Origin of the sequence: Psychrobacter sp. UBA5136 (genome assembly GCF_002414005.1) — a bacterium.
Taxonomy (GTDB): domain Bacteria; phylum Pseudomonadota; class Gammaproteobacteria; order Pseudomonadales; family Moraxellaceae; genus Psychrobacter.
On record NZ_DHYG01000064.1, the window covers coordinates 41,982 to 57,377 of the forward strand.

Annotated in this window: 12 protein-coding genes and 2 tRNA genes; 10 read left to right on the forward strand and 4 right to left on the reverse strand. The window is 44.9% G+C overall.

The window, feature by feature from the left end; all coding sequences use genetic code 11:
• The first annotated feature begins 136 nt into the window (after positions 1 to 136).
• A complete protein-coding gene (gene rlmB, locus B4240_RS10395) occupies positions 137 to 907 on the forward strand; it encodes a 23S rRNA (guanosine(2251)-2'-O)-methyltransferase RlmB (RefSeq protein ID WP_296238989.1) in 771 nt (256 codons plus the stop codon).
• On the opposite strand, the gene coaE is transcribed toward rlmB, so the two are convergent.
• From coaE to pilB, 4 genes are all read right to left on the reverse strand, one after another.
• Positions 870 to 1,559: a dephospho-CoA kinase gene (gene coaE / locus B4240_RS10400; protein ID WP_296238991.1), complete on the reverse strand. Its 690-nt coding sequence runs from the start codon at positions 1,557 to 1,559 to the stop codon at positions 870 to 872. The genes rlmB and coaE overlap by 38 nt on opposite strands.
• A 117-nt stretch (positions 1,560 to 1,676) precedes the next feature.
• Positions 1,677 to 2,576, reverse strand: coding sequence for a prepilin peptidase (locus B4240_RS10405; RefSeq protein WP_296238993.1), 900 nt, complete (start codon positions 2,574 to 2,576; stop codon positions 1,677 to 1,679).
• Between the two features lie 25 nt (positions 2,577 to 2,601).
• The gene (locus B4240_RS10410) at positions 2,602 to 3,825 is read right to left on the reverse strand and encodes a type II secretion system F family protein (protein WP_296238995.1); all 1,224 of its coding nucleotides are present in this window, start codon (positions 3,823 to 3,825) and stop codon (positions 2,602 to 2,604) included.
• Positions 3,826 to 4,036: 211 nt separating this feature from the next.
• Positions 4,037 to 5,746: a type IV-A pilus assembly ATPase PilB gene (pilB, locus tag B4240_RS10415; protein ID WP_296238997.1), complete on the reverse strand. Its 1,710-nt coding sequence runs from the start codon at positions 5,744 to 5,746 to the stop codon at positions 4,037 to 4,039.
• A 401-nt stretch (positions 5,747 to 6,147) separates the two neighbouring features.
• On the opposite strand from pilB, the gene tpiA reads away from it, so the two are divergent.
• From tpiA to truB, 9 genes are all read left to right on the forward strand, one after another.
• Positions 6,148 to 6,948, forward strand: coding sequence for a triose-phosphate isomerase (gene tpiA, locus B4240_RS10420; protein ID WP_296238999.1), 801 nt, complete (start codon positions 6,148 to 6,150; stop codon positions 6,946 to 6,948).
• A gap of 249 nt (positions 6,949 to 7,197) precedes the next feature.
• Complete coding sequence (gene secG, locus B4240_RS10425) at positions 7,198 to 7,506, forward strand: preprotein translocase subunit SecG (RefSeq protein WP_296239000.1); 309 nt, start codon at positions 7,198 to 7,200, stop codon at positions 7,504 to 7,506.
• Positions 7,507 to 7,687: 181 nt separating this feature from the next.
• A tRNA-Leu gene (locus tag B4240_RS10430) sits at positions 7,688 to 7,772 on the forward strand.
• 165 nt (positions 7,773 to 7,937) lie between these two features.
• Positions 7,938 to 8,014: transfer RNA gene (locus B4240_RS10435), tRNA-Met, on the forward strand.
• Positions 8,015 to 8,533: 519 nt separating this feature from the next.
• Positions 8,534 to 9,034 (forward strand): ribosome maturation factor RimP, encoded by a 501-nt coding sequence (gene rimP / locus B4240_RS10440; protein WP_296239001.1) that lies wholly within the window; start codon positions 8,534 to 8,536, stop codon positions 9,032 to 9,034.
• Positions 9,035 to 9,177: 143 nt separating this feature from the next.
• Complete coding sequence (nusA, locus tag B4240_RS10445) at positions 9,178 to 10,662, forward strand: transcription termination factor NusA (protein WP_296239004.1); 1,485 nt, start codon at positions 9,178 to 9,180, stop codon at positions 10,660 to 10,662.
• 151 nt (positions 10,663 to 10,813) lie between these two features.
• Complete coding sequence (infB, locus tag B4240_RS10450; protein WP_296239005.1) at positions 10,814 to 13,540, forward strand: translation initiation factor IF-2; 2,727 nt, start codon at positions 10,814 to 10,816, stop codon at positions 13,538 to 13,540.
• A gap of 177 nt (positions 13,541 to 13,717) precedes the next feature.
• Positions 13,718 to 14,122, forward strand: coding sequence for a ribosome-binding factor A (locus tag B4240_RS10455; protein WP_296239006.1), 405 nt, complete (start codon positions 13,718 to 13,720; stop codon positions 14,120 to 14,122).
• A gap of 8 nt (positions 14,123 to 14,130) precedes the next feature.
• Entirely contained in the window at positions 14,131 to 15,207 is a 1,077-nt protein-coding gene (gene truB, locus B4240_RS10460) for a tRNA pseudouridine(55) synthase TruB (protein ID WP_296239008.1), read from the forward strand.
• The last annotated feature ends 189 nt before the right edge of the window (positions 15,208 to 15,396 follow it).

Here is a 15,396-nt window from a genome sequence, read left to right on the forward strand (position 1 = left end):
GCCTACGCAGACAGAGGCTGCGCAAAATTAAAACCAGTAGCGCGTTATAATACTTGTACTGATTTTATTTAGGACTGACTATATTTCCTATTTTTTATCGCCGTACGCGATACCACTTTTATATTGTAGATTCCCTATGGCAAAACCCAGCTATTTTTATGGCATTCATGCGATTGAAGCCTTACTCGAACACCGTGCGCTTGATGGACTCAGCTTATTTGTCCAGCAAGGACGGGAGAGCGACAGTCACGTACAAGCGATTATGGCGCAAGCACGTGATAATGGTATTAGTATTCAACCAACACAAAAAGACAAGCTCACCCAGCTGTGCGGCAGTCCGCAGCATCAAGGTGTGGTACTGAACGCGCGTCCGTTAGGTTTCGCCGATGAGGGGTTGCTTGATACCATTGCTGGTCGTGAGCAATGCTTATTATTGGTGCTCGATCAAATTACCGATGCGCATAATTTTGGCGCTTGTTTGCGTACCGCCGTGGCCATGGGCGTTGATGCAATCATTTGTCCAAAACACCATGCGGCAAGCTTAACGCCAACCGTGGCCAAAGTATCAGTCGGGGCGGCGGAGATGATGCCTATTGTTAGCGTAACCAATCTAGCTCGTACGCTAGAAAAAATTAAAGACGCCGGCGTGTTTGTTTTTGGTACGGCGTTAAATGCAGATGCTAAGCCCATTCATGCGGCCGATTTAACGGGCAAAACCGCGATTATTATGGGCTCTGAGGGCGAGGGTATGCGCCGCCTGACGATGGAGAGCTGCGATGAGCTGGTTTATATCCCGATGTCAGGCAACGAGCATGGTAACTTGCAAAGCTTAAATGTGAGTGTGGCGACCGGTATGGCGCTCTATGAGATTAATCGGCAGCGAACTTTAGCTGCTGGGCAAGCGTAAGGTAGTTTTGGTGTAACGGCTCAAGTTGTAAATATAGCGCCGCAAGATCGCTCTCGTTAAATATTACATCATCTGCATGACGATTGCGCTCTTCGCGGCTAAGCTGATTAATCATGATGGCTTTAATCTTTTGCACGCTTTGCTCATCACGCTGGCTGGCGCGCGCAAGCTGGGTTTCCTCGGTGGCATCTATCACCAATATACGCTGGCATAAATTGGCCAGCCCTGCTTCTGCAGCTTCGATTAGCAGGGGCGCTGATAGCACCACATAAGGCGACGTACTGGCTGCTAATTGCAGTTTTGCCGCTTCACGTATCGCTGGATGGGTGATGGCCTCAAGTTCAATTAAAGCTTCAGGATGGGTAAAAACGTGGGTGCGCACAGCAGCGCGATCCATTTCACCAGCAGCATTTAACACCCAATCACCAAATTTTCTTTTGATTTTGCGTAAAGTGGCGCTGCCTTTAGCGACCACTTGATGAGCAATCACATCCGCATCAATAATATCAATCCCTTGCTGCGCGAACCAATCGCTTGCTGCCGACTTGCCACTGCCGATTCCGCCCGTCAAGCCGACGACTAACGTCTTGCTTTTGGTTTGGGGCGATTGTGGCTGATAGGGATAAGATGAAGATGAGGCATAATTTGACATAATAATGACTTATTTAACCGATAGAAGAGGGATGGCCGAACAGACCAGTAGCATATTCTAGCAGGTTAAAGACCATCTTTTGAGAAATTGCGCGTCTACTTGCGTCAGTATAGCTCGTTAGGCATACATTTCCAGGTACCAATTAACGATATCTGGGCCGTATAGTAAAGCGATGATACCGGCAATAGCGATATAAGGACCAAAGGCAAAGGGGCGACTTTCCCCTTGTTTTTTCATCAAAATAAGCCCAACGATGGAACCAAGTAGAGACGATAATAAGATAATTAACGGCAACATCATAGGGCCAAGCCACGCGCCTAACACGGCCAGTAATTTAAAGTCGCCTTGCCCCATACCGTGTTTTTTTGTGATGAGATAAAAGATTTTTACTACCACCCACAAAGATAAAAAGCCAAGTAATAATCCCCAAATAGACTGAGTAGGGGAGACAAACCAGCCTTGCGAGTTTACCGCTAAGCCTAGGCCTGCTAAAGGAAATGTAAGACGGTCGGGCAGTAGCTGGGTATCAAAATCAATTCCTGTTAAGGCAATTAGTGTCCAGATCAAAACCAATGCTGATAATCCCGCAGCGCTGACGCCAAACTGATAAATGACCAGCATAGATAGTAGGGCGGACGCCAACTCAACGATAGGATAACGCAGTCCAATAGCCGCCTTACAATCTGAGCAGCGCCCACGTAAAACCAGCCAGCTGACTAAAGGAATATTTTCATACCACTTTATTTTATGAGCACAATGAGGACAGCGAGAAGCCGGTGAGCTTAGCGTGATAGGGGTGTCCGCAGCGACAGTGTTTGCCAAGGGCAGTGTATGTTCACGCGGCATGTCTGCTTGCTCGGTCATAAACTGGCTACATTCTTGCCGCCACGCTGCTAGCATCATAAGCGGCGTACGATGAATCACGACATTTAAAAAACTGCCAACACAAAGGCCTAATAAAGCAAAAGTAATTAAAGCAAGCGCCATATTTTCTTGTAATAACGGTATAAATTGCATGTAGTTGCTGTCCTTGTAGTCGCTTTTAGCCTACCACTGAGCCCATTTGGAAGATTGGCAAATACATGGCAATGACTAAGCCGCCGACCAATACCCCGAGTACTGCCATAATCAATGGCTCCATTAAACTGGTCAAACCATCAACGGCATTGTCGACCTCGTTTTCGTAATAAACAGCAACTTTATCGAGCATTTCTTCTAAGCTACCTGACTCTTCACCAATACCAACCATTTGAATGGCCATACTTGGAAATAGGTTGGTTGAGCGTATCGAAAATTGCAATTGCTGGCCGGTTGAGACATCGTTTTTTATTTGCTGAATGGCATTATAAAACACCACGTTATTTGCCGCCCCAGCCGTAGAATCTAAAGCGTCAATCAGCGGTACACCAGCAGCAAAGGTGGTCGATAGTGTACGCGCAAAACGCGCAATAACCGCTTGATAAGCAATATTGCCAAATATTGGCGCTTTTAAGGCCGCACGATCTAAAAAGTCGCGAAATTTCTTAGAGCGTTTTTTGGCTTCTGAAAAGCCAATGATGGCGCCGCCGATAATAATAAGTAATATAAACCACCACGATTGCATCCACTCTGACATCCCTACCACCATTTGGGTAAAGGCAGGTAGCTCAGCACCAAAAGAGCCAAATAAGTCAGCAAATACAGGAACGACTTTGACCAGTAGGATGATGGTCACAATAATGGCAACGACGATAACCGCGATCGGATATTTCATCGCCTTTTTGATTTTAGCTTTTAATAGCTCACTTTTTTCTTTATAGGTAGCAACACGCTCTAGCATGGTCTCTAACGCACCAGACTGCTCACCAGAGTCGACAAGTGAACAAAAAAGATCATCAAAGTAGCGCGGATGTTTACGCAAAGCCGACGCAAAAGTGCCGCCCGCTTCAATATCAGCCTTTATTTGCAACACCAAGTCTTTCATACTGGGGTTATCAAGAGAATCAGCAACAATCTCAAAGGACTGCGTCAACGGTACGCCCGCTTTCATCATGGTTGCCAACTGGCGCGCAAAAATAGCAATATCAATCGGCTTGATAGACTTTTTAAAGGTATATAAAGGTTTGGGCTTTTTCTTGATACTTTTAACGGTGATACCTTGTTTGCGCAAGGTGGCTTTTGCCAGCTCCAAGCTCCGGCTGGTGGTTTCGCCTTTGACCTTTTGTCCGCGCCGGTTCACTCCATCATAGACAAAATCTAATAGCATGTCGGTTTTGGCTTTTGCCATGTTGATACCCTCACAATTTTATCTAATAAAGATATTGCAAACCTACAAACGCAGGCCAAATTTATTGTTTAGCGCCGATATACTTCATTTTAGCGTAAAAAGCCAGTATATATCTGTTTTAAATTTAAATATATCTGTTAGTTAACATTGCTGGTTTATAAAAGTATACGTTTAAGATTAGTATAAAATCATCTTTATTTGCTGATAACAGCTATTCAGAGGTCACGCGCATCATCTCTTGAATACTGGTTACCCCTTGTAACACCTTTAAAATACCTGAGCGGCGTAAATCTCTAAAGCCGTTTTTAAGCGCCGCATCTTTGATATCTATGGCGTTACCGTCTTCCATGATAATGCGTGAGATATCGGGGCTGACTTTCATCACTTCATAAATACCCACACGTCCCTTATAACCTTCACGGCACTCATTGCAGCCAATAGGCTCATAAATGATATTGTCCGGATTGTCTAAATCAGCATCGGTAAAGCCAAGCTCAAGCAGACTTTGGCGCGGGATATTGATTGGTTTTTTACAGTTTTTACACAAGCGTCTTGCCAATCGCTGGGCGATAACCAAGTTTACTGATGTTGCAATATTAAAGGACGCCACACCCATATTGCGCAGACGCGTTAAGGTTTCAGGGGCGGAGTTGGTATGCAGGGTAGAGAGCACCATATGTCCGGTTTGGGCAGCTTTAATGGCAATCTCGGCTGTTTCAAGGTCGCGAATCTCACCGACCATGACGATATCAGGATCTTGACGTAAGAATGATTTGAGCGCATTGGCAAAGGTTAAACCAACTTTCGGGTTGACGTTGACCTGATTGATGCCTTCAAGGTTAATCTCGACTGGGTCTTCTGCCGTTGAGATATTGGTTTCGCCGGTATTTAAAATATTAATACCAGTATAAAGCGATACGGTTTTACCAGAGCCTGTCGGACCGGTAATAAGTAGCATGCCTTGCGGTTTATGTAATGCCTCTAAAAACATCTCCTTTTGGTCGGGCTCGTAGCCTAGTGCTTCAATACCGAGCATGGCTGATGAGGGGTCCAAGATACGTAACACCAGCTTTTCGCCAAATAAGGTAGGTAGGGAGTTTACCCGGAAATCAATGGCTTTATCTTTAGAGATTTTAAGCTTAATACGGCCATCCTGCGGTATACGGCGCTCGGAGATGTCCATTTGCGACATGACTTTTAGACGTGCGGCAATTTTCCCTGCAAGTTGTACTGGCGGACTGGCCATTTTTTGCATGACACCATCGACACGGAAACGCACACGATAGGTTTTCTCATAGGGTTCAAAATGCAAATCCGACGCGCCCATACGAATAGCATCAACCAACATTTTATTGACAAATTTTACTACGGGCGCTTCATCAACGCCGTCGCTAAGCTTGGTTTCACCGTCCTCGTCTTCGCTTTCGTTAAAGCCGACATTTAAATCGCTATCAGAAAAGCTATCAAAACTTTGCATGGTATCAGCGTATAGATTGTCAATACGCTTTTTGAGCTTATCTTCTTCAACGACGACGGTTTCAATAGACAGGCGCGAGTTAAAGGCAATGGCATCGATGGCGTCAATACGTGTCGGGTCACTGAGCGCCACAAATAAGCGTTGACCGCGCTTAAAGAGCGGCAAAGCATTAAACTTACGCACGATTTTTTCATCGACCAAATCTTTTGGAATCACATCTGTGCTTAGTGCATCGAGATCAAACAAGGGGTCGCCAAACGCTTGCGACAACATCTGCGCCACTTGATAAGCATCGGCCAGTTTATTTTCAACCAAATAAGGTACCAACCCTATTTGCTGCTGCTGCGACTCCGTTTGTGCGGTTTTCATATGCGCTTCGCTCACAATACCTTCGCTAATCAACTGCTGCGCTAAACCGCCGTATTTACTGGCTGTGATAGACATTAAAACCTCTCTATGCTTGATACTAAATGGGCTATGTTTTTACCGAAACCAAAGCACTTATATGTATAATGCTAATGGCTTATTTATAACCGACAATTAATGTGCTGATTTAAAATTAGTTATGTTAAAAAACAAATGCTTGATTGCTATAGTTTTATTTACCATGAGAACAATGATATAGGAATTTACTTAAGTTAAAAGACTTTATAGAGCGTATAAGATTGCTAATCTACAAAAAACGTCAGTTTGACAATTCTTATTTAAAATCAGTTTATGCAAAATCGGTTCCAACTCTGAGCGCCTCATACTATAGCAACGGACTATAGCACTTAGGAAATATTTGTTATACTTGCGCGCATATAAGCCATATTGGCAGCAACACATAAGATAAGGTATATAGTATGCAAGCTTGGGTAATTGGAAATTGGAAGCAGAATCCAGCAACGAGCCATGACGTCAATGCGCTATTAGATGACTTATTATCTGCTGTTAGCGAAAAACAAGGCTCTGATGCTGCTGGCTGTCAGCTCATGGTCGCCCCAAGTTGTATTCATATCGCCGCTGTTAGTGACCGTCTAAAGGGCAGCTCGGTACTTAGCGCTGCGCAAGATATCAGCGCGTATAGTGCCAGCACCGGCGCTTATACCGGAGATTGTTCAGCGCAGCAAATTGCTGATGCGGGCGCAACATGGACGATACTGGGCCACTCCGAGCGCCGCCAGTACCATCAAGAATCTCACGACTGCCTATTGCAAAAAATGACTCACGCCCTCGCGCAAAACCTAGGCGTGGTATTTTGTATTGGCGAAACCCAAGCGCAGTACGATGCCAAAGAAACGCTTGCGGTTATTGATGTTCAATTATCGGTTATCAAAGATTTACTTGCGCAAAATCCCAAACTTGCTAAAGACTTGTCGGCGCGTTTAATCATCGCTTATGAGCCAGTTTGGGCAATTGGCACGGGGAAAGTGCCAACCGTAGCTGAAGTAAGTGCGACCCATCAACATATTAAGCAAACGCTGACAGGTTTTAATAGCGAATTAGACAACATGACTGTTTTATATGGTGGTAGTGTCAATGCCGATAATGCCGATAGTTTTGCTGCCGATTCTATGATTGACGGCGCATTGGTTGGCGGTGCATCGTTAAAAGCAGAAAGCTTTTTAGCCATTGCTCATGCCTTTAGCCGCGCTATGGCTTAATAAAATCAAATAAAACAGCGGTTTAAGAAGTGCTAAATGGCTACCTTATGCAAAAAATGTCTTTAGCAGTTGGCAAAAGTGGCTTTAACAGTGCCCTTGCAATCGTGTACAATGCGCCTTATTTATATAACCGATTTGGTGTTTTTAGCGCTATTAGATGTCAATCGTTAAACGTCAATCATTTTTATTATCAACTTTTACGTTTTATTTTCCGTTATCAGTCGTCATTACGCGGCAAAAGAGGCCACCATGTTTACGTTTATATTAGCCCTGCACATTATCGTGGCGATTGCCATGATTGGCTTGATTTTGATACAGCATGGGAAAGGGGCAGACGCTGGGGCTTCTTTTGGGGCTGGCGCATCGGGCACCGTATTTGGCGCGGCAGGAACAGCAAACTTTTTGACGCGAGCAACGGCGGTGTTGACAGCCATATTTTTTATCACCAGTATGACGCTCGCCGTGCATGCGCGTAAACAGGCGGAAGACCAGTTTCGTTTAGATGCGCCAGTGTCAGCACCGCAAACACCGCGCCCGTTGACGCAAAATCCTCAGTAGTTATGTCGGTATAAATTGTTAATAACCATCTTAATGATGGTCTTTTGATGCAGGCAGTACTTGCTATTTTAAGGCGTTAGATTTACAATGCTTCCCTGTTTTAGCAGTCCTTAACCTTTGATGCTCTCCTTAAGCATCTACAATGATGGGTTAAAGACTAAAAACAGAGTGTTGAGAAAATGCGATTGTGGTGGAATTGGTAGACACGCCATCTTGAGGGGGTGGTGGCGCAAGCTGTGGGGGTTCAAGTCCCCCCAATCGCACCAAGTTTTATCTGTACGATGTTAGACCTGAACGTTGCTGTAGTTAAGATACTATAGTTAAACGTTATAGCAGATTGGATTTATCGTCGCCAATACTTAATTCGGCTTTATCTAAAATAATTATTGACACTTCTATAAAACCTCTCTATAATATGCGTTCTAGATTGATGCGGGGTGGAGCAGTCTGGTAGCTCGTCGGGCTCATAACCCGAAGGTCGTTGGTTCAAATCCAGCCCCCGCTACCACTTTTTATACTGATGTTTTGTACACTAAATTTGTCAGTAACGATTAGCCCACCATTATGTTTGTGGGTTTTTTTGTATCTGATGTTCTGTATTATCGCGATATCTATCCTACTTATGCTAAGCTCTATCTCTATAGAGTGCGATGCTATTCATTACCCTTCATTATCTGCCGTGACCGGCGCGATGTTTGGTAAGTACGCTATCCTTTATTCCTCACGCTTTTTCGCAGGTTCTGCTTTATGAATAATAAAAGCACGGCGTGGTTGAGCTTGATGTTTTCTATGCTCATCCTTATATAAAGCACGAAACATAAAATGCGTGGTATATGTGGTATATATAGCGGCGTGTTTATGGGTTAAGCATAGAATAACTAAGCGTAGCATAACAATGTTGGCGTCATTAGACAGCATTTAGTAAAGCACTAATAACATAAGCTTTTTAATGTAAGCTTTGCGGCATAAAATCAAACACAGTTTACTCAGTACGATAGATGCGTAAATAGGAAAAGATAAATAGATTATGAAACTTTCGACCAAGGTTACAGAACTGACCAATATCATTGCTCCTGCGGTAGCTGCTTGTGATGTGGCGCTATGGGGCATCGAGTTTGCGCCCCAAGGCCGTCGCTCGCTACTTCGTATTTATATTGAGGCGTTGCCAGAAGATCAAGCCCAAGATAAACAGGTAACAATCGAGGACTGTGCAGCGGTGAATCATCAAGTAAGTGGTGTTCTTGAGGTTCATGATCCTATTGCCGGCGAATACATCTTAGAAGTGTCGTCACCAGGTTTTGACCGTGCATTTTTCTCAGATGAGCAGATGCGTGATTATGTGGGTCAGACAGTCAGCTTGCGTTTGATCCAAGCAATCGGCGCAGGCGATAAAAAGCGCCGCAAGGTAACAGGAACTTTAGACAGTATTGATGATACGTCTTTAAAACTGACCACCAGCGATGGTGAGCAGTTTGAGATTGCATTAAGCAATATTGATAAAGCTAACTTGATTTATGAAGAAGCCTAAATTTAAAATGGCTTTTTTATAAATGGGTTCATTAAAATTCGTATTTTACTCTCCAAACAGCTTATGGCTTACGGTGAAAATATAACGTCAACACACTAACGATAAAGTTTAAGTCAATTATAAAACGATAGGACAGGTATAGCATGAGTCGTGAAATCTTAACGGTAGTAGAAACTGTCAGTAATGAAAAGGGCTTAAATCCTGAAGACATCTTTGAAGCCATCGAAGATGCTTTGGTGGTATCCACGAAGAAAAAAGTCTATACCGATCAGCCAGAAGTCGCAGTGCGGGTAGCTATTGACCGTGCCACGGGCGATTATGATACCTATCGTTACTGGACCGTGGTGGCAGATGAAGACCATGAGATGCCTGCGTGTCAGCTGGCGATTACGGATCTTGACCAAGACGAGTGGTCGATTGGTGATATTAAAGAAGAGCAGATTGAATCGATTGAATTTGGCCGTATTGCTGCGACACAAGCCAAGCAAGTCATCATTCAAAAAATCCGTGAAGCGGAACGCGCACTTGTAGCTGACGCCTTTGAGCCGCGTATTGGCGAGATGATGTACGGCGAAGTTAAAAAACAAACTCGCGATGGTTATATCATCGATTTGGGTGACAATGCTGAAGGCTACTTATCACGTGATCAGATGCTGCCACGTGAGCAATTACGTCCAAAATCGCGTATCAATGCCATTTTATATCATGTCAACCGTGAAAACCGCGGCGCACAGTTACTATTATCGCGCACGCATCCTGAAATGCTCTCGGCATTGATGCAAAAAGAAGTGCCTGAGATTGCAGAGCAAATCATCGAGATTCGCAACGTCGCGCGCTTGCCGGGCACCCGTGCTAAAATAGCGGTTAAAACCAACGATCACCGTATTGATCCAGTTGGCGCTTGTATTGGTATGCGTGGTACGCGTATTCAAGCAGTCCAGCAAGAGCTTGATGGCGAGCGCATTGATGTGGTGGTGTGGTCAGATGATCCTGCCCAATTTATCATCAGCGCTTTAGAGCCAGCTGACGTCAGTAGTATCATCCTTGATGAAGACACCCAAACGGCCGATATCATCTTTAGCACCAATGATCAGTTGGCGCGCGCGATTGGTTCACAAGGGCAAAACGTCCGCTTAGCCTCTGAATTAACCGGTTATAAGCTCAATATGATGCTCGAAGAAGAGTATCAACAGCGTCAAGAAAATGAAAGCAAAGCCTTTATCGAATTATTTTATGAGCGCTTAGAAGTCGATAGAGACTTAGCGCAAGCACTTGTCGATATTGGTTTCACCAGTATTGAAGAAGTCGCTTATGTACCCGTCGAAACCTTTTATGACATCGAAGGACTAGACGACGAAGCGATCGACATGATTCAAGAGCGTGCCAAAGAAGTGGTCATCGCTGATGAATTGGTCAAACAACAAAACATGAAAGAGCCAAGTCAAGAACTGCAAGATCTTGAAGGTATGACGGTCAGTTGGGCTTATAAAATGGCGCAAAAAGACATCATTACCGTGGATGACTTGGCGGAACAAGCCGTCTTCGATCTAGAAGATATCGAAGGTTTAGATTCTGAAACCGCAGGAAAACTCATCATGAAAGCTCGGGAATCTTGGTTCAATGAATAAGCGGTAACTGCATATCGCTGTCTTTTAGTGATATGCTATCGATAATAAAGTGCTGGTGTTTATTGAATACCAATATCAGCCTTAACCCAATCATTTGTAGCCAACAACTGAATTGAACATATAGCAAATAATAGACAGTAGGTGATAATAAATGGCAGATAAGACCGTCAAAGAACTGGCAGATATGGTAGGCAAAACCGCAAGTGCTGTAAAGCAGCAACTGGTAGATGCTGGACTGCCTGCTCGCGCAGAGGATGACCTAGTCACCGAGCTTGAGCAAGAGAAGTTGGTGACGTATTTAAAGCAAAGTCATGGTCAGCAAGAAAAGCGTCGTATTAGCCTAAAATCTAAGACGACTAGCACCGCGCGCGTGACCGGCTCTTCGGGCAAATCTAAGAGCGTCAATGTGGAAGTGCGTAAAAAGAAAGTATTTGAAAAGCCTGACCCAGCAAAAATGGCCGAAGAGTTGGCGGCGCGCGAACAAGCCATGATTGAAGCGCAAGAGCGTGCCGCTAAAGAAGCTGAAGAGCGTGCTGCTACTAAGAAAAAAGCGGAAGAACGTCAGGCAGCCACCTTAGCAGCGATGCGTGCAAGCTTGGGCTCGAGCAAAAAGTCAGATGATAAGAATGATGATATCTCAACCTCAGTGGTTGTCAAAAAAGGCGGCAAAGCGGCGGTAGAAGTTAAGCCAAAAGAGCAGCCGAAGAAGAAAGTTGCCGCGACAAAACCAAAAGTTGAAACCGCAGCTGAGCGTAAAGCTCGCGAAGCACGTGAAATCGAAGAAGCCCGCCTACGCGAAATCGAAGCTGAAACCCGCCGCAAACAAGCAGAAGAAGCACAAAAACGTACCCTTGAGCAAATGCGTAAAATGGCAGGTCAATATACAGACCGTGAGCCAGTTTCTGAAGTTCGTAAAGACGAGCCATTGGCAGAAGGTTTGGTTGGTGACGCTCTAGAAGAGTCGTTTGAAAAAGAGCGCCGTGAAATAAAACGCGGTGCCAACAGCACAGGTACGCGTGGTCGTCGGCGTAAAAACCAAGACGAGCGTGAAATCAAAAACCGTAAAAACGGCCTGCGCTCAACACAAGCATCACAGCATAAGTTTGAAAAACCAGTCGATAAAATCACCTACGATGTCGAAATCAGTGAACACATCACGGTTTCTGATCTCGCCCAGCGTATGGCAGTGAAAGCTCGCGAAGTAACCAAGCTGCTTATGAAAATGGGCGAAATTGCTCGCGAATCAGATACCATTGATCAAGCAACTGCAAGTTTAATCGTTGAAGAAATGGGACACAATCCTGTTCCAGTTAGCGATACAAAAGTCGAAGACGATTTACAAGATGCCGTTGATGAGCGTAGCAGTAACGTGCAAACGCGTCCACCAGTTGTCACAATCATGGGACACGTTGACCACGGTAAAACCTCATTACTCGATAAAATCCGTGAAACGAAGGTGGCAACGGGCGAAGCAGGCGGTATTACTCAGCATATCGGTGCTTATCATGTGAAAACCGATCGCGGTGTTATTACCTTCCTTGATACCCCAGGTCACGCCGCCTTTAGTGCCATGCGTTCACGTGGGGCCCAAGCGACAGATATCGTAGTATTGGTAGTCGCTGCCGATGACGGTATGATGCCACAAACCGAAGAAGCGATTGACCATGCTCGCGCCGCTGGTACGCCATTGATTGTAGCTATCAACAAAATGGATAAGCCAAGTGCCGATCCTGATCGCGTGCTCAATGAATTAACTGCGAAAGAAGTGGTCTCAGAAGAGTGGGGCGGCGATACGCCGATGGCGCGCATTTCAGCCAAAACGGGCGCAGGTATTGATGAGCTATTAGAGCTTATTAGTCTACAAGCTGAGCTGATGGAGCTAGAAGCGCCGTTAGATGGTGCTGCGCAAGGTGTGGTTATCGAATCAAGACTTGAAAAAGGTCGCGGTCCGGTCGTTAGTGTACTGGTTAAAAAAGGTACTTTAAAACAAGGCGACTTGGTACTAGCCGGTGAGCACTACGGTAAAGTTCGTGCGATGACCGATGAAAATGGTCAGCGTATCAAATCCGCTGGTCCGTCTATCCCTGTAGAGATATTAGGTTTACCAGAAACCCCAGCTGCGGGTAGCGAATTCTTAGTCTTAACCGATGAGAAAAAAGCCCGTGAAGTTGCAGACTTTAGAAGTAACCGTGAGCGTGAGCGCCAGCTTGAACGTCAAAACGCCATGCGCCTAGAGAGTATGTTTGATCAGATGCAACAAGGCGATGTGTCATTCTTAAACATCGTATTAAAAACCGATGTGCGTGGCTCGCTTGAAGCGTTGCTTGCTGCCTTAAATGAGCTATCGACTGATGAAGTCAAGGTCAGAGTGATTAGCTCAGGCGTTGGCCCAATCTCTGAGTCGGATGTGACATTGGCTGAATCAAGTGAAGCAGTTCTGCTAGGCTTTAACGTCCGTGCCGACGCCACCGCACGCCGTAAAGCCGATACTGCTAACATGGATATTCGCTATTATAGCGTCATCTATGGCTTGATTGATGATGTCAAAGCCGCCATGAGTGGTATGCTTGCGCCTGAACATCGCGAGAAAATCTTGGGTGTTGCAGAAGTTCGTGAAGTATTCCGTTCTAGTAAGTTTGGCGCCGCTGCTGGTTGTATGGTGGTTGAAGGGACGATTTATCGTAACAAACCTATCCGTGTACTGCGCGATGACCAAGTTATCTTTACGGGTCAGTTGCAATCATTACGTCGCTATAAAGAAGACGTCAATGAAGTGCGTACCGGCATGGAATGTGGTCTAGCGGTTCGTGGTTACGACGTCGAAGCGGGCGATAAAATCGAAGTCTTTGAAATTCAAGAGTTCGCGCGTACTATCTAAAGCAGCTGCTTGACAATTTCTTATATTTAGCTGTACTTAGGCCTAACAGGTACACCCTGCTAGGCCTTTTTTAGCAAAAATGCTGTCTTTGGTAGTTAAATTCATTCAATATAGCGCATTAGTTTTTAACTGTAGTTTTTTAATAAAAATAAACCGTATGAACAATAAGGTAATAACATGAACCAACGTTTACAACGCTTAGCTGATCAGATTCAGCGCGAGCTTGCCGTTCTTATCCGTGATGAAGTCAACGACCCGCGTTTGACAGGCTTTGTCACTATCTCGAGTGTCAAAGTCAGCCCAGATTTGGGTTACGCTGACATTTACGTCACCATCATGGAGCCGGAGCTCAACGATGCCATGACTAAAACCAGTCATGAAGACAGCATCAAAGTCCTTAACAAAGCTGCTGGTTTTTTGCGTACCGAATTAAGCCACAGCCTAAAAACGCGTACCACACCGCGTTTGCGCTTTCATTATGATGAAGTCACCGCTCGTGGTAACTATATGATGGACCTTATTAATAAGGCGGTTACCAAAACTGAGCAAAACGAGTCTGATGAGCAAGAAATTAACGAGTAAATGCCATTATGTCGACAGTTTCTACGCAAATCCCTCGCAAAACTAAGAACGCGCCTGATAAAATTAAAGTTAATGGCGTAATTTTAGTGGATAAACCGCAAGGAATGACCTCACAGCAAGTGGTGTCAAAGGTGAAGTATCTGTTTAAGTCGCCCAAGCATGACAGCAAAAAAGCAGGTCATACCGGGACGCTTGATCCGATGGCAACCGGTTTATTGCCTATTTGCTTGGGTGAGGCGACAAAGTTTAGTCATTATCAGCTCGATGCTGATAAATCCTATCAAGCAACCATCTTACTCGGTAGCCAAACCGATACAGGTGATGCGGATGGGCAGATTGTCGCACAAAAACTTATTCCGCATTTCGATGAAGCAGTATTGCAAAGTATTGCGCAGCAGTTTTTGGGGGCGCAGCAGCAAATTCCGCCGATGTATTCTGCCCTAAAAAAAGATGGCAAAAAGCTGTATGAATATGCTCGTGCTGGTGTGGAGATAGATCGTCCGCCAAGAGATATTGTCATTAAAGCGATAGATTTAGAAGCTATCGATGAGCAGCATATCCAGTTGACGGTGACGTGCTCAAAGGGGACATACGTACGCGTATTGGCGGAAGATATTGCTAAAGTACTTGGCACGCTGGGACATTTGACCGCTTTACGACGGTTACAAGTTGGCGATTTTAGCGTTGATGATGCCATTACTTTGGCGGATTTAGAAGCGTTGGCGTTCGATAAGCGCTTGGCGCGTTTATTGCCCGTTGATGCCTGCATTGCCCTTGACGCCGATTTGGTATTAACGGCAGAACAGTGCGTCCGGGTACACATGGGGCAACGCTTAAATGTGTTTGAGCAATTGACTGAGGATTTGCGAAACTATATATCAACTGCCATCAAACAGCAGCAAGATAGTGACGAGGATAAGGCAGCGCAACAAGATATTGCCAGTAAAAAAGAAGCTAGAGAAGCCGTTCCCCTTCATGAGGTACCAGTAGATATTCGTCTAATAGATGAGCAAGGTCAGTTTATTGGCTTAGGGGCGGTAAGTTTAAATGGCCGCTTGCAGCCCAAAAAGTTGGTTCAGTTGTAAGGCCATTTGTCAGAGCGCTTGTGCATCCATAACTCAAAACCGCCAAAACTTACTAAGAGTTTACACTAATCACATATCATCACATTTTATTGCAGGTTTCGCCTATAGTGAAACCTGCTTTTTTTGTATCTTAATTAAGTCAGCGAGGGAAAGGCAGACAGGGACTTAAAATAAATAAATAAATAAATA

Coding starts and splice junctions, on each gene's coding strand:
- rlmB (WP_296238989.1), top strand. CDS start 137: ATGGCAAAACCCAGCTATTTTTATGGCATTCATGCGATTGAAGCCTTA.
- coaE (WP_296238991.1), bottom strand. CDS start 1,559: ATGTCAAATTATGCCTCATCTTCATCTTATCCCTATCAGCCACAATCG.
- B4240_RS10405 (WP_296238993.1), bottom strand. CDS start 2,576: ATGCAATTTATACCGTTATTACAAGAAAATATGGCGCTTGCTTTAATT.
- B4240_RS10410 (WP_296238995.1), bottom strand. CDS start 3,825: ATGGCAAAAGCCAAAACCGACATGCTATTAGATTTTGTCTATGATGGA.
- pilB (WP_296238997.1), bottom strand. CDS start 5,746: ATGTCTATCACAGCCAGTAAATACGGCGGTTTAGCGCAGCAGTTGATT.
- tpiA (WP_296238999.1), top strand. CDS start 6,148: ATGCAAGCTTGGGTAATTGGAAATTGGAAGCAGAATCCAGCAACGAGC.
- secG (WP_296239000.1), top strand. CDS start 7,198: ATGTTTACGTTTATATTAGCCCTGCACATTATCGTGGCGATTGCCATG.
- rimP (WP_296239001.1), top strand. CDS start 8,534: ATGAAACTTTCGACCAAGGTTACAGAACTGACCAATATCATTGCTCCT.
- nusA (WP_296239004.1), top strand. CDS start 9,178: ATGAGTCGTGAAATCTTAACGGTAGTAGAAACTGTCAGTAATGAAAAG.
- infB (WP_296239005.1), top strand. CDS start 10,814: ATGGCAGATAAGACCGTCAAAGAACTGGCAGATATGGTAGGCAAAACC.
- B4240_RS10455 (WP_296239006.1), top strand. CDS start 13,718: ATGAACCAACGTTTACAACGCTTAGCTGATCAGATTCAGCGCGAGCTT.
- truB (WP_296239008.1), top strand. CDS start 14,131: ATGTCGACAGTTTCTACGCAAATCCCTCGCAAAACTAAGAACGCGCCT.